This window comes from Zobellia russellii (genome assembly GCF_018728565.1).
In the GTDB taxonomy this organism is placed as follows: Bacteria; Bacteroidota; Bacteroidia; order Flavobacteriales; family Flavobacteriaceae; genus Zobellia; species Zobellia russellii.
Genome location: NZ_JACSOI010000006.1, coordinates 175450 through 196241, shown reverse-complemented (window position 1 = coordinate 196241; position 20792 = coordinate 175450). Strand labels below are relative to the sequence as shown.

The 20792-nt window shown below is 39.2% G+C and carries 19 protein-coding genes; 9 read left to right on the top strand and 10 right to left on the bottom strand.

All coding sequences use genetic code 11. From position 1 onward, the window contains the following. Nucleotides 1-46 precede the first annotated feature (46 nt). On the top strand, nucleotides 47-463 hold the full coding sequence (gene aroQ, locus H9565_RS15250; RefSeq protein WP_038234648.1) for a type II 3-dehydroquinate dehydratase: 417 nt from the start codon (nucleotides 47-49) through the stop codon (nucleotides 461-463). A gap of 177 nt (nucleotides 464-640) precedes the next feature. Continuing rightward, nucleotides 641-1159, top strand: a complete 519-nt coding sequence (locus H9565_RS15245) for an outer membrane beta-barrel protein (protein WP_215440903.1) — start codon at nucleotides 641-643, stop codon at nucleotides 1157-1159. 18 nt (nucleotides 1160-1177) lie between these two features. On the opposite strand, the gene H9565_RS15240 is transcribed toward H9565_RS15245, so the two are convergent. From H9565_RS15240 to H9565_RS15220, 5 genes are all read right to left on the bottom strand, one after another. After that, entirely contained in the window at nucleotides 1178-1468 is a 291-nt protein-coding gene (locus tag H9565_RS15240; RefSeq protein ID WP_038234646.1) for a DUF3817 domain-containing protein, read from the bottom strand. Nucleotides 1469-1583: 115 nt separating this feature from the next. Continuing rightward, on the bottom strand, nucleotides 1584-2975 hold the full coding sequence (lpdA, locus tag H9565_RS15235) for a dihydrolipoyl dehydrogenase (RefSeq protein WP_155600434.1): 1392 nt from the start codon (nucleotides 2973-2975) through the stop codon (nucleotides 1584-1586). A gap of 165 nt (nucleotides 2976-3140) precedes the next feature. Then, nucleotides 3141-3668, bottom strand: a complete 528-nt coding sequence (locus H9565_RS15230; protein WP_215440901.1) for a DUF1572 family protein — start codon at nucleotides 3666-3668, stop codon at nucleotides 3141-3143. A gap of 50 nt (nucleotides 3669-3718) precedes the next feature. Continuing rightward, nucleotides 3719-4216: a peptide-methionine (R)-S-oxide reductase MsrB gene (gene msrB, locus H9565_RS15225; RefSeq protein ID WP_215440899.1), complete on the bottom strand. Its 498-nt coding sequence runs from the start codon at nucleotides 4214-4216 to the stop codon at nucleotides 3719-3721. A gap of 166 nt (nucleotides 4217-4382) precedes the next feature. Further along, nucleotides 4383-4949 (bottom strand): collagen-like protein, encoded by a 567-nt coding sequence (locus tag H9565_RS15220; protein WP_215440897.1) that lies wholly within the window; start codon nucleotides 4947-4949, stop codon nucleotides 4383-4385. Nucleotides 4950-5138: 189 nt separating this feature from the next. Here H9565_RS15220 and glgB point away from each other — a divergent pair, with 189 nt between their 5' ends. The 4 genes from glgB (at nucleotide 5139) to H9565_RS15200 (ending at nucleotide 11780) form a co-directional block, all read left to right on the top strand. Beyond that, nucleotides 5139-7037: a 1,4-alpha-glucan branching protein GlgB gene (gene glgB, locus H9565_RS15215; RefSeq protein WP_215440896.1), complete on the top strand. Its 1899-nt coding sequence runs from the start codon at nucleotides 5139-5141 to the stop codon at nucleotides 7035-7037. 99 nt (nucleotides 7038-7136) lie between these two features. After that, a complete protein-coding gene (locus H9565_RS15210; protein WP_215440895.1) occupies nucleotides 7137-9536 on the top strand; it encodes a glycoside hydrolase family 31 protein in 2400 nt (799 codons plus the stop codon). Nucleotides 9537-9572: 36 nt separating this feature from the next. Then, nucleotides 9573-10382, top strand: a complete 810-nt coding sequence (locus H9565_RS15205) for a M48 family metallopeptidase (protein ID WP_215440894.1) — start codon at nucleotides 9573-9575, stop codon at nucleotides 10380-10382. Nucleotides 10383-10442: 60 nt separating this feature from the next. Beyond that, nucleotides 10443-11780: an MFS transporter gene (locus H9565_RS15200; RefSeq protein ID WP_215440893.1), complete on the top strand. Its 1338-nt coding sequence runs from the start codon at nucleotides 10443-10445 to the stop codon at nucleotides 11778-11780. A 32-nt stretch (nucleotides 11781-11812) separates the two neighbouring features. Here H9565_RS15200 and H9565_RS15195 read toward each other — a convergent pair whose 3' ends face one another. The 4 genes from H9565_RS15195 to H9565_RS15180 are packed head-to-tail and all read right to left on the bottom strand — an operon-like array spanning nucleotide 11813 to nucleotide 14756. Continuing rightward, nucleotides 11813-12535 (bottom strand): head GIN domain-containing protein, encoded by a 723-nt coding sequence (locus H9565_RS15195; RefSeq protein ID WP_215440892.1) that lies wholly within the window; start codon nucleotides 12533-12535, stop codon nucleotides 11813-11815. Nucleotides 12536-12567: 32 nt separating this feature from the next. Then, complete coding sequence (locus tag H9565_RS15190) at nucleotides 12568-13659, bottom strand: DUF4097 family beta strand repeat-containing protein (RefSeq protein ID WP_215440891.1); 1092 nt, start codon at nucleotides 13657-13659, stop codon at nucleotides 12568-12570. Continuing rightward, a complete protein-coding gene (locus H9565_RS15185; protein ID WP_215440890.1) occupies nucleotides 13640-14200 on the bottom strand; it encodes a hypothetical protein in 561 nt (186 codons plus the stop codon). The genes H9565_RS15190 and H9565_RS15185 overlap by 20 nt, the downstream gene beginning before the upstream one ends. A gap of 1 nt (nucleotide 14201) precedes the next feature. Then, complete coding sequence (locus H9565_RS15180) at nucleotides 14202-14756, bottom strand: RNA polymerase sigma factor (RefSeq protein WP_215440888.1); 555 nt, start codon at nucleotides 14754-14756, stop codon at nucleotides 14202-14204. A gap of 233 nt (nucleotides 14757-14989) precedes the next feature. On the opposite strand from H9565_RS15180, the gene lon reads away from it, so the two are divergent. Both lon and cmk read left to right on the top strand, forming a co-directional pair. Beyond that, on the top strand, nucleotides 14990-17440 hold the full coding sequence (lon, locus tag H9565_RS15175; RefSeq protein ID WP_215441068.1) for an endopeptidase La: 2451 nt from the start codon (nucleotides 14990-14992) through the stop codon (nucleotides 17438-17440). Next, nucleotides 17440-18132 carry a (d)CMP kinase gene (gene cmk, locus H9565_RS15170; RefSeq protein WP_215440887.1) on the top strand — a complete coding sequence of 231 codons (693 nt, stop codon included), beginning with the start codon at nucleotides 17440-17442 and terminating at the stop codon, nucleotides 18130-18132. Before lon ends, cmk begins: the two co-directional genes overlap by 1 nt. 52 nt (nucleotides 18133-18184) lie before the next feature. Here the strand turns inward: cmk and H9565_RS15165 are convergent, their stop codons facing one another. Next, complete coding sequence (locus tag H9565_RS15165; protein ID WP_215440886.1) at nucleotides 18185-18565, bottom strand: LysM peptidoglycan-binding domain-containing protein; 381 nt, start codon at nucleotides 18563-18565, stop codon at nucleotides 18185-18187. 266 nt (nucleotides 18566-18831) lie between these two features. Here H9565_RS15165 and rpsA point away from each other — a divergent pair, with 266 nt between their 5' ends. Further along, on the top strand, nucleotides 18832-20664 hold the full coding sequence (gene rpsA, locus H9565_RS15160; protein WP_215440885.1) for a 30S ribosomal protein S1: 1833 nt from the start codon (nucleotides 18832-18834) through the stop codon (nucleotides 20662-20664). The last annotated feature ends 128 nt before the right edge of the window (nucleotides 20665-20792 follow it).

Here is a 20792-nt window from a genome sequence, read left to right as displayed (position 1 = left end):
TGTTTTCTCTTGTTAAAAATCACATTAAAAAGTTTATTTTTGAAGTATGAAAGTAATCATTATCAACGGCCCCAATTTAAATCTATTAGGGAAACGCGAACCTGAAGTATACGGAAACAAAACATTTGAAGATTATTTTGCTGATTTACAGTTTAAGTTCAAAGACGTTCAGTTAGAATATTTTCAATCTAATATAGAAGGGGAGCTTATTGGTAAAATACAGGAGGTGGGCTTTTCCTATGACGGTATTGTTTTAAATGCTGCGGCCTACACACATACTTCCGTAGGTATTGGAGACGCTATAAAAGCGGTATCTACACCTGTTGTAGAGGTTCATATTTCAAATACGCACAAGCGAGAAGAGTTTAGACATGTATCCTATATTTCTCCGGTAGCAAAAGGAGTAATCCTTGGTTTTGGGCTTCAAAGTTATGATTTGGCCATACAGAGTTTTGTGAAGTAATTGGCTAGAATCTTCTTGTATTAAGTCGCATTTTAGCAGTATTGGCACCTATTTAAAAGGTTTAACGTCAACCGTCTCACAACAATTTTTGATTTGTAGCTACAACAAAAAGGCAATGAACTTCGTTTAGCCTTTAGTTTTACCAAGCAACCAGCACAAACCAAATTTAAAATTGCCATGACCAAATCTTTTTGTTTATTTCTGACCTTGACCTTTTCGTGTATTTCGTTATTTGCCCAAGAGGGCTTTAAAATTGGTGCCCATGCGGGTATGCCTATAGGAGATTATAATGATTTTGTTAGTGTAGTTATAGGTGCCGATGTAGGTTATATGTGGGCTCCCAACAAAGCATTTGATCTTGGGGTAAAAGCAGGTATAATTCACGGCTTTGCAGAAACGTTTACCGGTCAGAATATTACTGTAGATTACCCAAGTGTTCAATTTTTGCCACTTGCGGCCTCAATTAGATTGTGGCCTTCAAAGACCTTCTCTATTGGGGGGGACATAGGAAACGCCTTTGGACTAAACGAAGGGAATGATGGTGGATTTTACTACCGTCCACAAATTGGCTTTCAAGTGGGGCCAAAATCTGAACTCAATTTTTCGTATACCGGTATCACAATAAACGATAGCACATGGAATACCGTAACCATGGGGTTTGTCTATACTTTTTTATCAGCAAGACATTTTAGATAAGCTAGTTTTAAGAGGGATTTAGGCTTGCGCCGTGTTTTCGCTCAAGTACTTTTTTTCCACATAAAAAGTGGCAAAAGGTAACAGGGACGCGACAAGTAGTATAATTCCTTTTTTGATACTCCATTTTTTCTCCATCCACAGGACTACGGCCAAAATAATATAGGTAATAAAGAGTACACCGTGTGCGTAGCCTACGTATTTATTGGGCATGGGAAGACCAGCCAAATACTTTAACGGCATAGTTACGGCAAATAGGGCCAAATAGGAGATACCTTCTAAAATTGCTGTAATCCGAAAAAAGTTGAGCATACGGAATGAATTTTTACTGTGTTCGTTCTAATAAAAAATAATGGGCCTGTGAGATGTATTTGAGAACAATCTTACTAGGCCCATTTCTAATTTAATTTAATCTAATTGCAATTCATTATAAGTGTATCACCTCGTCATAAGCAGCTGCTACAGCTTCCATAACGGCTTCACTCATTGTTGGGTGAGGGTGAACCGCTTTTAAAATTTCGTGGCCGGTAGTCTCTAGTTTTCTAGCAACAACAGCTTCTGCAATCATATCCGTTACACCGGCACCGATCATATGACAACCTAACCACTCGCCATATTTTGCATCAAAAATAACCTTAACGAAACCATCTGGAGTACCGGCAGCTTTTGCTTTACCACTGGCAGAGAAAGGAAATTTGCCAACTTTGATGTCCAATCCTTTTTCCTTGGCTTGCTTTTCAGTAAGACCTACAGATGCAATCTCCGGTGTACAATAGGTACATCCTGGAATGTTGCCATAGTCCAATGGCTCAACATGCATATCCGCTATTTTTTCAACACATAGAATACCTTCGGCAGAAGCAACGTGTGCTAGCGCCTGACCTGGAGTTACATCACCAATAGCGTAGTACCCCGGTATGTTGGTCTGGTAGTAGTTGTTTACCAATATTTTGTCTCTATCGGTAGAAATCCCCACGTTTTCAAGACCAATGTTCTCAATGTTGGTTTTGATACCAACAGCAGAAAGAACAATGTCCGCTTCTAGAATTTCTTCTCCTTTAGCAGTCTTTACGGTTGCTTTTATGCCTTCACCGGAAGTGTCAACAGAAGTAACCTCTGCAGAAGTCTTGATTTTTATACCGGCTTTCTTTAAGCTGCGCTCCAGTTGTTTTGAAATATCCTCATCTTCTACCGGTACTATATTGGGTAGGTATTCCACTACGGTTACTTCAGTGCCCATAGCGTTATAGAAATAAGCAAATTCAATACCAATGGCACCACTACCAACAACAACCATTTTCTTTGGTTGCTCTTTTAAGGTCATAGCCTCACGGTAGCCAATAATCTTTTTACCATCTTGTGGTAAGCTAGGCAGTTCGCGGCTACGAGCTCCGGTAGCGATAATAATATGGTCTGCACCGTATTCTGTTTCTTTGCCTTCGTCATCCTTTACGGATACCTTTTTGCCTGCTTTTAAAGTTCCGTATCCTTTGATGACCTCAATTTTATTTTTCTTCATCAAAAACTGGACACCTTTACTCATACCGTCCGCAACACCACGGCTTCTTTTGACCACAGCATCAAAATCCTTATCCACATTTTCTGCGGATAGACCATAGTCTTCGGCATGCTTTAGGTAATTAAAAACCTGAGCTGATTTCAAAAGCGCCTTGGTAGGGATACAACCCCAGTTTAAGCATACACCACCTAGATTTTCTTTCTCGATAATGGCCGTTTTAAAGCCCAATTGAGAGGCTCTAATAGCGGTAACATATCCTCCGGGTCCGCTACCCAAAACAATAACATCGAAATTGCTCATATTTTTTATTTTTTTGCTGTTGTAAATTTAAGAAGCCAGCTATAGCTAAGCAGGTGCAAAAGTACAAAACCTAACGGAAAGATTAATACCAAAATTAAAGTCTAGTTCTAAAAAGAGGAAGTTTGGTACTGCTTTGAATCAAGATTTTGTGGCGTACATAACAACTCACTTCTCAAACATGTTCTTGTTATATTGGTCCGAGTGGCCTTTTGGAATGGAAAGTGATACCCATGCCGTACCCTTGATCATTTTACCCAAAAGAACAATTTGGCCCACATGTCCACTGTAATGTGCAAGTTGTCTGTGTACGGCTTGGACTATGCTGTGGTTCTCGTTTCGTATCTTAATTACCGTATCAAAATTTTCTGTAGATACTGATTCTAAAGCGTTGAACAGACATTGCCAACCACTTTCCCAAGCGGCCAGCATTTCTGTTTTTGTTGTGGAAGGGTTCTCAAATTCGTCCTCGCGGTTGCGCCAAGGTTTTTCTCCATCCTCAGTCAGGAAGTTGGTCCAACGGCTTAACATATTGCCGGACATGTGTTTAACTATCAGGGCAACAGAATTATCATTTTCGTTCAGTTTCCAGTGAATATCATCATCGCTGAGTTGTTCAAAAGTTCTGTCGCCCATCGTTTTGTATCTATTAAATTCAAAAAGGGCACTTTTAATAAATGTCTCAGGATAGTTCATACATGCTGTAATTAATACTATAAAATTATTGAATTACAGGAGTAAGAGCACTATTCCGCAGGTACAAAATTTAGCGCAACTCCATTTATACAGTGCCTCAAGCCAGTGGGCTTGGGGCCATCTTCAAAAACGTGCCCTAAATGACCACCGCAGGTAGCGCAGTGCTCCTCGGTTCTTTTATAACCAATTTTATAATCCACATCATAACCCACATTTCCTTTTATTTCTTCGTAGAAACTAGGCCATCCCGTACCGGAATCAAATTTGGTATTGCTTTTGAACAACTCCGTACCGCAGGCCGCGCAGACATAGGTACCTTCTTTTTTGTTTTCCAATAAATCCGATGAAAAAGGGTTTTCGGTAGCGGCCTTGCGGAGTACATAATATTCGGCATCCGTAAGTTCTTTTTGCCACTCCGCATCCGTTTTTACTACGCTAAAGTTTGTTTCTTTTTTGTCTGTTGTTTTTTGAGCTGTTTCTTTCTTTTGAGAATTACCTTGACACCCTACAAGGGCAAAACCAATGGCAATAAGTATATTTTTGTACATAGCGTTTTTAATTTTTTTAGGTTTTCAATTGGACGAAAGAGAAGCTTCGTCCTTTCAAATTTAACTGTATTTACGATATTTTTTAGAAATGGTTTTGGTTTCCCCTAAAAAACGGAACACCCTGCTCTAAACAGGGCAGGGTGTCTATTTTATTTATTTGTGAATGTTATTTGAACGATGCTTTTAAAACATCGGCTTCCGTAAGCCCCATGCTGCTCATTACCGCTGAAATGCTGCTTTTGTCTATTTTGGCAGTTGCAGCTTGACCGGGCACTATAACGAACCTGAAAAGCTGGCCTTGTGTAAATTGGGTTTCTAAATTTGATAGGTCATAGTTGCCAGAGATAAGGATTTCTACATCTTTTGTAGTGTGCCCCGGAGTATATTGAATGGTTCCCTCGTTTGTAAAGAAAGCTTGCGGTATTAGATTCCAGACATCATCTTGGCTACCGTCTTGAAATTCTACTGTTCTATCATACTGGTATACTAATACGGCATCGTTGGGCAATACCTCAAAACTTGTAAAATCTTCAAAGGCTAAAACGCTTTCGTACAAATTATCTTCTGATATATAAGTAAAGTCTACATCATCTACTTCAAAAACTTGAGCTTCTCTGCCATCAAATCCGTCTTGACCATCACGCCCGTCAAATCCAGGAGGGCCGGCTGGACCTTCACAGGCAATAAAAAAAAGTGTAAAAAATGTGCCGAGCAAAAGAAGGGATTTTTTCATAGTATTCATTTTATAGTTGAAAATTTAAAAGATATTTAAGAATCTTTTTTCAAAAAGCGTTCCATTTTTGAATTATTCGTATCTTTTATTTGTAACATTGAAATGCTGACATAAAGTTAATTAACAAATATGTAACCTTTTTTGTAAAGTTGCTTAGATTTGTCAGCATTACCTAACTAATCGAACACTATGCCACAAGTAACTGTTTTTAGTCTTTTCTCCGAATTTGATATTGATCTTTTTAAATCAGGTAAACATTTTAGATTATATGAAAAACTAGGTTCCCATCCAATGGAATTGAATGGTGTTGAAGGCACTTATTTTGCGGTCTGGGCTCCATCTGCACGTGCGGTATCCGTAATCGGTAACTTTAATAGTTGGGATGATAGCCAGCATATGTTAAATGTAAGATGGGACGGTAGTGGTATATGGGAAGGTTTTGTTCCCGAGGTTGGCGAAGGTGAAATTTACAAGTATAAAATATACTCAAATAACCATGGAGCGGTAACTGAAAAGGCCGATCCTTTTGCAAGATATTGTGAGCATCCCCCAAAAACTGCTTCTATTGTTTGGAAAGCGGATTACACATGGGGAGATACGAAATGGATGAAAACCCGTAAGGAAAAAAATGCATTGGATGCTCCGTTTTCTGTCTACGAAGTACATTTGGGTTCTTGGAAACGTGATAAAGACGGAAACTTTTTAACCTATGAGCAACTGGCCAAAGATTTGGTGGCTTATGTAAAGGAGATGGGCTTTACCCATGTAGAGTTCATGCCTATTATGGAGTATCCTTACGATCCTTCTTGGGGATATCAGCTAACCGGATACTTTGCGCCCACATCAAGATTTGGAGATCCTGAAGGTTTTAAACTATTGGTAGATGCGCTACACCAAGCAGAGGTTGGAGTTATTTTGGATTGGGTGCCTTCGCATTTTCCTGAAGACGCACATGGCCTTGGCTTTTTTGATGGTTCTCACCTTTATGAGCATCCAGACCGTAGAAGAGGATATCACCCAGATTGGAAGAGTTTGATTTTTAACTATGGAAGAAACGAGGTACGTGCCTTTTTGATCAGTAACGCCATTTTCTGGCTAGATCAGTTTCATGCAGATGCCTTGCGTGTAGACGCGGTAGCTTCTATGCTTTACTTGGATTATTCTAGGGAAGAAGGCGAGTGGGAGGCTAATATGTACGGAAATAATGAAAACCTTGAGGCTTTGTCTTTCATTAGGGAGTTTAATGAGGCCGTTTATGGTAGTTTCCCGGATGTGCAGACCATTGCGGAAGAATCTACGGCATTTTCTGGAGTCTCTAAGCCTGTTATGTACGGAGGTTTGGGCTTTGGAATGAAATGGATGATGGGATGGATGCACGATACACTGGAGTACTTTAAGAAAGAACCTATCTATAGAAAACACCATCAGAATGATCTTACGTTTAGTGCAACCTATGCCTTTACGGAGAATTTTATGTTGCCATTTTCACATGATGAGGTGGTATACGGTAAGCAATCATTGGTGTACCGCATGCCTGGCGATGAGTGGCAGCGTTTTGCAAACTTGCGTTTGATGTTCGGTTATATGTTTACCCATCCGGGAACCAACCTTATTTTTATGGGAGGTGAATTTGGACAGACTTCTGAATGGAACTTTCAAAAAAGCTTGGATTGGGACCTTACACAGTATGAAGTTCATAGTGGAATACAAGAACTTATAAAGGATTTGAACACTATTTATAAAAGTTTTCCGGCCCTCTACCAGAAGCAATTTAGTCCGGACGGGTTTCAGTGGATAGATTACGGAGACCATGAAAATTCTGTACTCACCTATATTAGAAGAGGCCATGATACGGAAGATGATATCTTTATTGCATGCAACTTTACGCCTGTTCCTAGGGAAAAATATAGAGTGGGTATACCTAAGACCTCAGGTAAGCTAAAAATCATTCTGAACAGTGATGATAAAAAGTACGGGGGAGCGGGAATGGACCCTAAAATTTCGGGGATAAAGAAAAAACCTTGGCATGGTCGCGAACAATCCGTAGAATTGACTATTCCACCTTTGGGTATTGTTATTTTTCAGTAGGTTGCTCTACTATAATGACAATAGTTGGTAAATGTTGTGAAATCATTTCGTTTTTAAGGTTTAAAGTCTTTTTTTTGTTAGTCTTTAAATATCAAACTAATGATAACCAATACAGAACTAGAATATAAAGGAAACCTTTACCCAAATCATATTGTAGATTATGTAAGGGATAAGGATAAGTTCTATTTTACTACCGAAAACGGTGTAATCTTAGAAGTCACGGTAATTCAGGATAGGACCATACGGTTCCGTTATGCTACGGAGCATGCGTTTCAGCCAGATTTTTCATATGCCGTTGATCCTAACGCCAGCCGAGGGTATAGTCACCTAGATTGCCTGGAAACAAAAACGGAATACATTATAGAGACCTCAAAACTTCAGGTCCTTGTAGATAAAAAAACATTACGTACCCAAATATCCGATTTAAACGGTAATATCATCAGTGAAGATGAATTAGGCTTTCACTGGGAAGAAAACTACGAACACGGTGGTAATACCGTGAAGATGAGTAAAATAACCCAGAATACGGAGAGCTTCTACGGTATGGGTGATAAAGCTACTCATAGTAACCTTAAGGGAAAAAGGGTCAATAATTGGGTAACCGATCAATACGCATATGGTAAAGATCAAGACCCATTATATAAAGCAATTCCATTTTATATAGGCCTGCACAGCGGCCAAGCATACGGTATTTTCTTTGATAATAGTTTTAGAACCCATTTTGATTTTGCTCACGAACGCCGTTCAACCACAAGTTTTTGGGGAGATGGTGGTGAAATGAACTATTATTTCTTTTACGGACCGGAAATGCATAAAGTGGTAAGAGCGTATACCAACCTTACGGGAGCGCCAGAACTACCGCCTTTATGGGCTTTGGGCTATCATCAGTCCAAATGGAGCTATTTTCCGGAAAGTAATGTAAAGGATATAGCCAAACAGTTCAGGGACCTTAAAATACCATGTGATGCCATTTATTTGGATATTGATTATATGGACGGTTTTAGGTGTTTTACATGGGATAAAAAGAGATTTCCCGAACCCAAACGTATGATCGATGAACTATATGAAGACGGTTTTAAGACCGTAGTCATGATCGATCCAGGAATTAAAGTGGACAAAGATTATTGGATATATCAAGAAGCTGTAGAAAACGATTATTTCTGCAAGCGGGCAGATGGTCCACGAATGAAGGGTAAAGTATGGCCTGGGGAATGTAATTTTCCCGATTTCACCAATCCTGAAGTGCGGGAATGGTGGGCAGAACTTTATAAGGAATTCATGGCCGAGATAGGGGTGCATGCCGTTTGGAACGATATGAACGAACCTGCGGTAATGGAAGTACCTTCTAAAACGGCACCATTGGATACACGTCATGATTATGACGGCCACCCTAGTAGCCATAGAAAAGCGCATAACATTTATGGTATGCAAATGGTACGGGCAACCTATGAAGGTGTTAAAAGATATGTGTACCCTAAGAGACCCTTGGTTATCACGCGAGCGGCTTACTCCGGTACGCAACGTTTTGCTTCAACTTGGACGGGAGACAATGTAGCTACTTGGGAACATCTATGGATAGCCAATGTGCAAATGCAACGGATGTGTATGAGCGGTTATTCTTTTGTAGGTTCGGATATTGGTGGTTTTGCGGAACAGCCAAACGGGGAGCTTTTTGCCAGATGGATTCAATTAGGGATTTTTCACCCTTTCTGCAGAGTGCATTCCAGTGGAGATCATGGCGATCAGGAGCCTTGGTCCTTTGGGACGGAGATTACGGATATTGTTAGAAAGTTCATAGAATTACGTTATGAATTGCTGCCGTACCTGTACACAATGTTTTGGAGGTATTCAAAAGAAGGGACTCCAATGTTGTTGCCCATAGTTTGTTATGACCAAGAAGATACGCAAACCCATTTTAGAACGGATGAGTTTATTTTTGGAGAACAGATTTTGGTTTGTCCAATTCAAGAGCCAAATGCTAAAGGGCGCAGAATGTATATTCCTAAAGGGAATTGGTACAATTATTGGAACGATGAAATTGTTGAAGGAGGGAAAGAAAAATGGGTTGTAGCAGATATTGATAAGATTCCGCTTTTCATAAAGGCAGGTGCCATTATTCCAAAATATCCGGTACAGCAATATGTAGGAGAGTTGGAAATTAAAGAACTTATATTGGATGTATATTTTACCGAAGGAGAGGAAAACTCTACGGTTTATGAAGATGCCGAAGATGGTTATGCCTACGAAAACGGAAAATATAGTCTAAGAAATTTTAAACTTCTGGGTAAAGAAGGGGAACTTAAAATACAACAATTTAAAGACGGGGCTTTTATTACCAGTTACGAGACGTTTAAAATCAATTTGCACGGTCTTCCCTTTAAAATTGGTAAAGTACAGATAGATAACGAAGATGTGGATTTAAAAACTATTATGCCAAATGGGGATAATACGGTTCATGTAAGCAAAGATTTTACGCAATTGCGCATAACCGCCATTTAAGTTTTTTCGTATTTTACAGGTCTAAACATAACCGTTATGAAAAAAGTAATTTTAGTTCTCGCCCTTTTCTTAGGGGTAGCTTCCTGTAAAACAAATCCGTTTACAGGGAAAAAAGTGTTGAATTTTTATCCGAACAGTCAGCTTTTTCCAACTGCATTTGCTCAGTATGACCAATTTTTGACGGAAAACAAAGTGGTTGAAAATTCGGCGGATGCCAAAATGATAACAAAAGTGGGGCAACGTATATCTTCCGCAGCAGAGAGATGGTTGACCGCCAATGGGTATTCCGGATATCTTAAAGATTATAAATGGGAGTACAATCTGGTAGATGATAAAACAGTGAACGCTTGGTGTATGCCAGGAGGGAAAATTGTTTTCTATACAGGTATTTTGCCCATTTGTGCCGGTGAAAGAGGTGTAGCCGTTGTAATGGGGCATGAAGTAGCGCACGCACTGGCCGATCATGGCGCACAACGTATGAGCGCCGGAACGTTACAACAATTAGGGGCGGTAGCCGGAAATGTGGCTATTCAAGATCCACAGAAAAGGGAAATGTTCAACCAAGCCTATGGTGTTGGTTCTCAAGTAGGGGTAATGTTGCCGTTCAGTAGAAGCCATGAGACAGAAGCGGATCGTATAGGTCTTCAGATTATGGCTATTGCAGGTTATGACCCTACGGAAGCGGCCGAATTGTGGAAACGTATGAAGGCCAATAGTGGAGGTCAAGCTCCGCCGGAGTTTATGAGTACGCACCCTTCCAATGATACTAGGATCAATAATCTTACGGAATGGGCTCCAGCGGCAAAAGCTGAGGCCAAAAAGTTTGGGGTTACTAGTTTTCAGTAAATCTTACAATTATTGTATATTTAAAACCGTTCTCAAAAAGAACGGTTTTTTTATACCATTATGCCAAAAACCAACCTTCCAAAAGGAAGTAAAAAACTACTGAATGCTTGGGCATTCTATGATTGGGCCAATTCAGTTTATAATTTGGTCATCTCTTCAGCGGTATTTCCTATTTTTTACGGAGCCTTAACCTTGGTCAAGGACAAGGAAGGTAATGTTCTAGATGACACAGTACGCTTCTTGGGAGTAGATTTTAATAATGATACTTTAATTAGTTACGTAACGGCAGCGGCTTTTTTGGTGGTCTCGTTTTTAAGTCCGTTTTTAAGTGGAATTGCGGATTACGTAGGCAACAAGAAAATATTTATGAAGTTCTTTTGCTATCTGGGGGCTCTCTCGTGCATAGGGCTCTATTGGTTTAGCATGGATTACCTCTGGTTTGGCCTGTTGTGCTATTTTACTGCTTTAATAGGATTTTGGTCTAGCTTGGTTTTCTACAATTCGTATTTGCCGGATATCGCTTTTCCCGAACAGCAAGATGCTATAAGCGCAAAAGGATATTCTTTGGGATACATTGGTAGTGTAGTTCTTTTGATAATTTGTTTAGCAATGATTTTAAAGTTTGATTCGTTTGGGTTTGAAGACGAATCCATACCTACCCGGCTCTCTTTTGTGTTGACGGGCTTATGGTGGATCGGTTTTAGTCAATACACCTATTATCATCTCCCCAAAGGGAATAAAAAGGAAACTTTTACAAAGGATATACTGTTTAACGGTTTTAAGGAATTGAAGCTAATTTGGTCCAAAATAAAGACCAACGTGCCGTTAAAGCGATATTTGGGTGCGTTTTTCGTGTACAGTATGGCTGTACAGACCATTATGTTGATTGCTACTTATTTTGGAATAGAAGAATTGGATTGGGGTACCACGGATTCCACTACGGGGCTGATTGTTAGTATTTTGCTCATTCAGATTGTTGCGGTTTTAGGGGCTTTTGTCACGTCGCGTTGTTCATCACGTTTTGGCAACATCAACGTTTTAATTGTTTTGAACCTTATTTGGATTTTCATCTGCATTTTTGCCTATACGATTACCACACCTATGGAGTTTTATATAACCGCCGGGGCAGTGGGTCTCGTGATGGGTGGTATACAATCTTTATCTAGATCAACATATTCAAAGCTATTACCGGAAGATGCGGTAGACACCACTTCTTATTTTAGTTTTTACGATGTTTCGGAAAAAATAGGAATTGTGATAGGAATGTTGAGCTATGGCTACATTGCCCAGATTACGGGAAGCATTAGGTATTCAATCATATTTTTAGGACTATTTTTCTTAATAGGGATGTTTCTTTTAACGCGGGTAAATAAAAAAGCCTCTATAAAAGAGGCTTAGTTAGATGACTGTAGTGATCGCTTTTTGATGTATTATCCTTTAGAAACATCGCCCGAACCCGATGTTTTTGTATCTATTTTTTTGGGGTTTCCGCGATAGCTAATATCACCGGAACCGGAAACCCTTGCTTTTAATTTTTCGTTTACCGTAACTTTTATATCCGCAGAACCGGAGATTGTGGCTTCTACATTATCGGCATTTAAATCGTAAGCCCTAATGTCTCCGGAACCCGAAATAGTAGCTTCAAAATCATGGGTATTACCACTTAGGTTCATATCTCCGGAGCCGGACATAGAGGCCACAAGGGCATCCGTTGTAACATCTAAAGTAATATCACCCGAACCGGACATAGATGTTTTGAATCTAGAGGTCTTTAAAGTAGTGTGTCCAACAATATCCCCGGAACCGGATAAACTTAGCGCATCAATACGTTCTACAGGTACTTTTACTTTTATGCTGCCTTTGTGTAAAGAAGGCCTTATGCTTATGCCTTTTTTGACTCTTATGACCAATTTTTCACCCTGTACTTCGGTAACGATGTAATCCAATAAATTCTGTTCTCCGCTAATCACCAGTTCTCCTTCATTGCCTTCTACAAGGTCTACGTCAAAAGAACCGGAAACCGCAATGGCATCGTAATCGCCAACGCTACGCTCTATACTCACTACATTTCCATTGCCTTTTATGCCTTTCCCCCATTGTGCGGAACAAGAAACGGCTGCTAATGCTAAACTTAATACGATCCAATTTTTCATGACTGTTTGTTTTAATTGATTATGATGATGATTTAATTTTTATAGAATGTTACGCCCCCGTAGTCGCTAGAAATAGAAACGGAATTACCACTATTGTTAGAACCGTAATAGCCTTTGTAAAACCTACTTGTATTTTTTTCTTCGCTTATATTAATTTCAAAATCATCCTTGCCACTAACACCTGAATAAGATGTTTTGATCTCAAAGTTGAAATGGTAATTAGGATCATAGCCTATTTTAACCCCGGTATAGTCTGTCCTTAGTTGCATATTTCCGGCATCTTGGGCCATGTTCGCTATTTTTAGGGAGCCGTAATCCGCTACGATATCTACATTGCCGTGAACCGTACCCAATTGAACATTAATATAATCTCCTGTTCCTTGTATGTTGTTGACTTCGGCAATTTCAATTTTACCATAGTCGCTGTTATATTGCAAGTTTTTCATTTGGGCTACGGAACCGTTGGTGTAGTCTGCACTAATAATCAAATCACCTGCTTTTTCAATGTGAAAACCGGAATAATCAGCTGAAATTTTACCGCTGTTAATAAAGGAAATGGTAGATTTTGTAGTGTAATCAAAATTCAATTGATTGTTCCTGCCACGCAGTTCCCCAATATCCAACCTGCCATAATCGCAGTTTATTTTTGCATGCCCGTCTACTCGGTCAATACTAATACTGCCATAATCATTGTCTAGATCAACATTGTTCTTTACCGGCAACTTTATAGTATAGTTGATTTGCATGTTTACATTATTGCTTTTTCCCCAGTTCCACCCCCATCTACTATTATTGTTATCAATGTTGGTTCTAGCGGAAACTATGCTTTTTGAGGCTTCAAAATCTACTGAAATCCCATCTAATTTTTCCTGAGCTTTTTCTTCGTTATTGCTGTTGGTCTTAATATGAACTTCAATAAGAATGCGGTTTTCGTTCCAAGAAATAATGTTCACATTGCCATAGCTGTTGTTAACTTTTAAAAGAGCATCGGCATTGACGTAAAACTCCTTTTTTATGGTTTTTTCTTTGCTGTGTTTGCCTTTTGGTTCTCTGGTGTTTGCCATGAGTAACATAGGAACCATCAGAAAAAATAGGGCAATGGATTTATATTGTAGTTTTTGCATTATCGTAATTTTTTAAATTTTTTATGGTTTCAATTGTATTGAGAACGTCCTGTAATAGGTCAATACGCGTTTGAAAGTTTGTGATCATTGCACTTAAAATGAGTTTACTGTTGCCTCCATTAACCAAGTCTTGCTCCAATTGGGTGTAATTGGTTTCCAGTTTCTTAAGTTGTATCATGGTGTCATCAATTATCTTTTTGGTTTCGGGCGTGCTTTCGCTTTTAAGTGTGTTGACCTGTTGTTCAATAAGGCTCGCAAAATAAAATTCAGTACGTGATACTTCCGGTGATATCTGGGCAACCTGCTGTTCCAAAGACGGCTTTGATTTATACACGTTAAATACAATTGTACATAGAATTGCAATAGAGGCTGCAATGGACAAAGGTTTCCACCAAGATTTGTTCTTTCCGGTTAAGGTCTTAGTGCCTTGTTGGGTGTCCAGTTTTTCTAAAAACCGTTGCTCGTGGCCATGGGCGGGTGCCTCAAGGTCAAAAGAACCTTCTAGGTTTTTGAATAGTTTATCTATATTGTCTTCTTTCATCTTAAGCTTCCATCAATTTATTTCTTAGGCTCTCCTTGGCCCTGGAAATAGTGGTTCTACAATTGGCATAACTCATATTCATAATTTCACCGATTTCTTCATAATCGTAACCTTCAATAAGATGTAAGGTCAAAGAAATTCTGTAGTTGTCCTTTAAACACTTCATGGTTTCCATCACTTTTTGAGCCTTCGTTTCAGTTAACGCATGAGGGTCTGCGACACCTATATCATTATCTTCAACCTTGTACAATACATCTTGTATGGCAACTTCGTTTTTTTTCTGTTGCTTTCGGTAGTGATAGATACTATTGTTTATTACAATGCGTTTTAACCAAGAGCCAAAAGTTACCTCGCCTTTAAACGTATGCAGTTTCGTAAACGCGTTCAGAAACGATTCTTGCATGACATCTTCGGCTTCATCGCTCTTTTTTACAATACGTACGGCCGTGTTGTACATGGCTGTGTAATAACGATTGTAAACTTCGAGCTGGGCACTTTGCTTTCCGTCCAGACACATTTGTAATAAAGTGTCAATATGTTCTCTTTCTTGGCTCAAAAAGTGAAAGGTTTTCTTAAAGATGACCTAAGATATGGATTGTTACAGTTTGGAGGGAAAAATAAATGAACGGCATTTCTTTGGGTATGGCATAAGAATTGTCAATATTGCACCGATAGAAAAGGCACTATTCTACATTCTAGCAATGTTTACGGTGTCTTAGAGGAATATGAAGATAACAGATAACTAAGGGTTTCTGTCATTAAAATGACAGAATGACCGCAATTGATACTATGGGAGATCCTAAATTCACGAATTTTGACAATATGTCGCTACAGTCCATTGATGAAGATGCTGAGCTGATACCCCTTTTGACCGCAGAAGACGAGGAAGAGATGAGTAATGAAGCCTTGCCAGAAACACTACCAATATTGCCTTTACGCAATACCGTTTTGTTTCCCGGAGTGGTAATTCCTATTACTGCCGGCAGGGATTCGTCCATTAATTTGATCAAGGATGCCAACAACGGGTCCAAGGTAATAGGTGTGGTATCTCAAAAAGACAAGGATACCGAAAACCCCACGGTAAAAGATATAAACGTTCTGGGAACGGTAGCCCGTATTTTAAGGGTGTTAAAGATGCCCGATGGAAATACTACGGTAATCCTACAAGGTAAAAAGCGTTTTGAAGTAGCTGAAATACTTACCGAAGAGCCTTATATGACTGCTACTGTAAGGGATACCAACGAGCAAAGACCTAACCAGACCGAGCCGGAATTTTTGGCCATTATAGAGTCTATTAAGGACTTGGCTCTAAAGATTATTAGAGACAACCCGAACATACCAAGTGAAGCCTCTTTTGCAATTAAGAACATTCAGAGCAATTCATTTTTAATCAACTTTGTTTCGTCCAATCTTAACCTTGGCGTAAAGGAGAAGCAGGAATTGTTAGAAATTAACAATCTTCAGGAGCGTGCACTTGCCACATTAAAACATATGAACCTTGAGCTTCAGAAATTGGAGTTGAAGAATGATATACAGTCCAAAGTACGCAATGACATGGACCAACAGCAGCGTGAGTATTTCTTGCACCAACAAATGAAGACCATTCAAGAGGAGTTGGGCGGAGTTTCGCATGACGATGAAATTGTTGAAATGCGCAAGAAGGCCAAAAAGAAAAAGTGGGACGCAAAGGTAAAAGAGCATTTTGATAAGGAATTGTCAAAGATGCAGCGTATGAATCCACAAGTGGCCGAGTATTCCATCCAAAGAAACTATTTGGACCTATTTCTAGATTTACCATGGAACGAGTTTTCAAAGGATAAGTTCGATTTGAAAAGGGCTCAGAAAATATTGGATAGGGATCATTATGGACTAGAGGATGTAAAGCGAAGAATCATTGAATATTTGGCGGTTCTGAAGCTTAGAAACGATATGAAGTCTCCTATTTTATGTCTATACGGACCTCCGGGCGTGGGTAAAACCTCGTTGGGTAAATCCGTGGCGGAAGCCCTAGGAAGGGAATATGTAAGAATATCTTTGGGAGGTTTAAGAGATGAGGCCGAAATACGTGGGCACCGTAAAACCTACATTGGTGCAATGCCAGGTAGGATTGTTCAAAGTTTAAAAAAGGCAGGAACGTCCAATCCCGTTTTTATTTTAGATGAAATAGATAAGCTATCCAGTAGTCATCAAGGTGATCCATCGTCCGCAATGTTGGAGGTTCTGGATCCAGAGCAAAATGGTGAGTTCTACGATAATTTCTTAGAGATGGGTTATGACCTTTCTAAAGTGATGTTCATAGCAACGGCAAATAACTTGTCAACTATTCAGCCGGCGCTACGTGACCGTATGGAAATCATAAACGTAACGGGGTATACCATTGAGGAGAAGGTTGAAATTGCAAAACGGCATTTGCTTCCAAAGCAACTAAAGGAGCATGGTCTTAAACCAAAAGACCTTTCCGTTGGAAAACCACAATTAGAAAAAATAGTAGAAGGATACACGCGTGAGTCCGGAGTTCGTTCTTTGGAAAAACAGATTGCTAAAATGGTACGTTATGCGGCCAAAAATATTGCAATTGAAGAAGAGTACGATGTAAAGGTAACCAATGAAATTATAGAAAAGGTTTTGGGTCCTGCACGTCTGGAGCGCGATAAGTATGAAAATAATGATGTAGCAGGGGTTGTAACCGGTCTTGCATGGACAAGTGTTGGTGGAGATATTCTTTTTATAGAATCAATCTTGTCCAAGGGTAAAGGAGCTTTAAATATTACCGGAAATCTAGGAAAGGTAATGAAAGAGTCCGCCACTATTGCTATGGAGTACATTAAATCCAATGCGGATAGATTTGGGATAAATTCAGAAGTGTTTGATAAGTATAATGTTCACATTCACGTTCCGGAAGGTGCTACCCCTAAAGATGGTCCTAGTGCTGGTATAACCATGTTAACCTCATTGGTTTCTTTGTTTACACAAAAGAAAGTGAAGAAAAGTTTGGCCATGACAGGAGAAATAACGCTAAGGGGAAAAGTGTTGCCTGTTGGTGGTATAAAGGAGAAAATCTTAGCGGCTAAAAGAGCAAGAATCAAAGAGTTAATTCTTTGTAAAGACAATGAAAGAGATATTTTAGAGATAAAAAAAGAGTATCTTAAGGGCTTAAAATTCCACTACGTTACGGATATGCACGAAGTGGTAGATATTGCTATTACGGCCCAAAAAGTTAAGAACGCTAAAAAACTCTAATGTCTAAGATTACAATTGCCATAGACGGATTTTCTTCTACCGGAAAAAGTACTTTGGCCAAGCAATTGGCTAAAGAATTAGGTTATGTATATGTAGATACGGGCGCAATGTATCGTGCCATAACGTTGTTTGCTATGCGTAACGGATTTATTGGTGGAAAGGAAGAACGACTTGAAGATTTGGTGAAATTGTTACCAAAAATCAGGTTAAAGTTCGTTCCCAATCCTGATCTTGGTTTTGCCGAAATGTATCTCAACAATGAGAACGTGGAGAAAGAAATACGCACTATGCAGGTTTCTAAACATGTGAGTAGAATTGCTGAACTTGAGCAAGTACGTTACATGTTGGTAGAAATGCAGAAGGCTATGGGCATGGAAAAGGGAATTGTTATGGACGGCAGGGATATTGGTACCGTGGTTTTTCCCGATGCCGAGCTTAAGATTTTTATGACTGCATCTCCACAAGCAAGGGCTACGCGCAGATATAAAGAGTTGTTGGATAGGGGAGAGGAAGTCTCTTATGAAGATGTGCTGGAAAATGTACAGAAGCGAGATTTTATAGATTCCCACCGTGAATTTTCTCCATTGCGTAAAGCGGATAATGCCATAGAGTTCGATAATAGTGATATGGGGCTGAAGGAACAATTTGAACGGCTACTCAGTATAGCGGATCGCTGTATTGAGAAAGTATAAAAAACGTGCCAGAAATTAATCTGGCACGTTTTTTATTTGTTTTCGGTTCTTCTTAGATATTAGGGATAACAAGAACTTGATCAGGGTGAATAACATCCGGGTTAGTCAATACACCTGTGTTGGCAGCAAAAATCTGCTTGTATTTCATTGGGTCCCCGTAATATTGTTTTGCAATTTTGCTCAAAGACTCACCGCTCTTTACCGTATGTCTGTGATACACAGAAGAATCACCTACCGTAATATTGGCCTTAAGATCAGAAGGGTTTTCGCCGCCCAATTGCTTTATCTTGTCCCAAAGCAAATTCTTTTCATATTGGGTGTTGGCTTCGCCTTTAATTTTTAGCACACCGTTTTCTTCGGAAACATCTCCATTTTTTATACCTAATTCTTCACCAAGATTTAAAACTTCTTGATATTTTGCTTTAACGCTCATACGTAATACTTTTTAATGGTTAATATTCTTGACCCCAAGATAACGATAAAACCACTGTTTTACGTATAAAATGGAGTAAAAAAAGGTTGCAATGACAATGCTGTGGTAATAAGATTGGTAAACTAATAAAAAAGATGTATTTTTGCACTCCTTTTTTACAAATTCATCAAGAGCGAAAAGGAAAGATAAAAAATTGACATATAACAACTTCTGCGATCATTGTTTAACTCTTGTGCCATCGTAGAATACAAATTTAAGATCAGCAAATGGCTGAAGAAAAAGCAACAGCTCAGGTAGAGGAAACTTCTACCGAGGCAAAACAAGAAGTAAAAGAACAAGCTCCTAAGCAAGATCCAAAAGAATTTTTGGAAAACTTTGATTGGGAGAAGTACGAAGAAGGTATCGAAAGAGTAGATGACTCTAAATTAGAGGAATTTGAAAAGTTGGTAGCTGAAAACTTCGTAGATACTGCCGATGAAGAGGTAGTTGAAGGTAAGGTAGTTTATTTGACCGACCGTGAGGCGATCATAGACATCAATGCCAAATCTGAAGGTGTTATTTCTTTGAACGAATTCCGTTACAACCCTAACTTAAAAGTAGGTGACAAGGTTGAAGTTCTTATAGATATCCGTGAAGATAAAAGTGGCCAATTGGTACTTTCTCACAGAAAGGCAAGAACCATTATGGCTTGGGATCGTGTAAATGCGGCCCACGATAAAGAAGAAATTGTTAGTGGTTTCGTTAAATGTAGAACTAAAGGTGGTATGATCGTAGATGTATTTGGCATCGAGGCGTTCTTACCAGGTTCTCAAATTGATGTGAAGCCTATTCGAGATTACGATCAGTACGTTGGTAAGACAATGGAATTCAAAGTGGTTAAGATTAACCATGAATTCAAGAACGTTGTAGTATCTCATAAAGCGTTGATCGAAGCAGATATCGAAGAGCAGAAGAAAGAAATCATCAGCCAGTTAGAAAAAGGACAGGTGTTAGAAGGTGTTGTGAAAAACATTACTTCTTACGGTGTGTTCGTTGATCTTGGTGGTGTTGATGGTTTGGTACATATTACCGATCTTTCTTGGAGCCGTATCAACCACCCGAACGAGGTTGTGGAATTGGATCAGAAAATCAATGTGGTTATCCTTGATTTTGATGAGAACAAATCTAGAATCCAGTTGGGTATGAAGCAATTGGAGAAACATCCTTGGGATGCTTTGAGCGATGAAATCAAAATTGGAGACAAAGTAAAAGGTAAAGTAGTTGTAATCGCAGATTACGGTGCATTTATTGAGGTTGTTGAAGGTGTCGAAGGTTTGATCCACGTTTCTGAAATGTCTTGGTCTACGCACTTGCGTTCAGCTCAGGATTTCGTAAAAGTTGGTGATGAGGTAGAAGCTGTGGTATTGACATTGGATCGTGAAGATCGTAAAATGTCTCTTGGTATCAAGCAATTGACTCCAGACCCATGGACTGATATTACTACTAAATACCCTGTTGGTTCAAGACATTCTGGTATCGTTAGAAACTTTACCAACTTTGGTGTTTTTGTAGAGATGGAAGAAGGTATTGACGGTTTGATCTATATCTCTGATCTATCTTGGACTAAGAAAATCAAGCACCCATCTGAGTTTGTTTCTGTTGGAGACAAAATGGAGGTTGAAGTGTTAGAGTTGGATGTTGAAGGTCGTAAGCTTAGCTTAGGTCACAAACAGACTACTGAGAACCCTTGGGATAAGTACGAAGCTGAATTTGCTGTTGATACTGTTCATAAAGCAACTATTGCCGATATCGTTGATAAAGGTGCTACAATAGACTTTAATGAAGATATCACTGCTTTCATTCCGCAACGTCATTTAGAGAAGGAAGATGGTAAGAAATTAGGTAAAGGAGACGAAGCCGAATTTAAGATCATTGAGTTCAACAAAGATTTCAAACGTGTTGTTGCAAGTCACACTGCTATTTTCAGAGAAGAAGAGCAGCGTAACGTTAAGGCGGCACAGAAGAAAGCTGCTGCATCTGCAGAGGAAGCTAAGCCTACTTTAGGTGATGCTAACGAAGCGTTGCAAGCGTTGAAAGATAAGATGGAAGGTAAGAGCTAAATCTTACACTAATCTATATAGAAATCCCCATAGCCTTTTGGTTATGGGGATTTTTTTTTGGTCTATGAAACTATTTTTAAAGGACTTAAGAAGCTTCTAGATTTTATTACTTTGGAAGAAAACGGTAT

Excerpts from the sequence above, each read along its gene's own strand:
- aroQ (WP_038234648.1), top strand. The coding sequence starts at position 47 with ATGAAAGTAATCATTATCAACGGCCCCAATTTAAATCTATTAGGGAAA.
- H9565_RS15245 (WP_215440903.1), top strand. The coding sequence starts at position 641 with ATGACCAAATCTTTTTGTTTATTTCTGACCTTGACCTTTTCGTGTATT.
- H9565_RS15240 (WP_038234646.1), bottom strand. The coding sequence starts at position 1,468 with ATGCTCAACTTTTTTCGGATTACAGCAATTTTAGAAGGTATCTCCTAT.
- lpdA (WP_155600434.1), bottom strand. The coding sequence starts at position 2,975 with ATGAGCAATTTCGATGTTATTGTTTTGGGTAGCGGACCCGGAGGATAT.
- H9565_RS15230 (WP_215440901.1), bottom strand. The coding sequence starts at position 3,668 with ATGAACTATCCTGAGACATTTATTAAAAGTGCCCTTTTTGAATTTAAT.
- msrB (WP_215440899.1), bottom strand. The coding sequence starts at position 4,216 with ATGTACAAAAATATACTTATTGCCATTGGTTTTGCCCTTGTAGGGTGT.
- H9565_RS15220 (WP_215440897.1), bottom strand. The coding sequence starts at position 4,949 with ATGAAAAAATCCCTTCTTTTGCTCGGCACATTTTTTACACTTTTTTTT.
- glgB (WP_215440896.1), top strand. The coding sequence starts at position 5,139 with ATGCCACAAGTAACTGTTTTTAGTCTTTTCTCCGAATTTGATATTGAT.
- H9565_RS15210 (WP_215440895.1), top strand. The coding sequence starts at position 7,137 with ATGATAACCAATACAGAACTAGAATATAAAGGAAACCTTTACCCAAAT.
- H9565_RS15205 (WP_215440894.1), top strand. The coding sequence starts at position 9,573 with ATGAAAAAAGTAATTTTAGTTCTCGCCCTTTTCTTAGGGGTAGCTTCC.
- H9565_RS15200 (WP_215440893.1), top strand. The coding sequence starts at position 10,443 with ATGCCAAAAACCAACCTTCCAAAAGGAAGTAAAAAACTACTGAATGCT.
- H9565_RS15195 (WP_215440892.1), bottom strand. The coding sequence starts at position 12,535 with ATGAAAAATTGGATCGTATTAAGTTTAGCATTAGCAGCCGTTTCTTGT.
- H9565_RS15190 (WP_215440891.1), bottom strand. The coding sequence starts at position 13,659 with ATGCAAAAACTACAATATAAATCCATTGCCCTATTTTTTCTGATGGTT.
- H9565_RS15185 (WP_215440890.1), bottom strand. The coding sequence starts at position 14,200 with ATGAAAGAAGACAATATAGATAAACTATTCAAAAACCTAGAAGGTTCT.
- lon (WP_215441068.1), top strand. The coding sequence starts at position 14,990 with ATGGGAGATCCTAAATTCACGAATTTTGACAATATGTCGCTACAGTCC.
- cmk (WP_215440887.1), top strand. The coding sequence starts at position 17,440 with ATGTCTAAGATTACAATTGCCATAGACGGATTTTCTTCTACCGGAAAA.
- H9565_RS15165 (WP_215440886.1), bottom strand. The coding sequence starts at position 18,565 with ATGAGCGTTAAAGCAAAATATCAAGAAGTTTTAAATCTTGGTGAAGAA.
- rpsA (WP_215440885.1), top strand. The coding sequence starts at position 18,832 with ATGGCTGAAGAAAAAGCAACAGCTCAGGTAGAGGAAACTTCTACCGAG.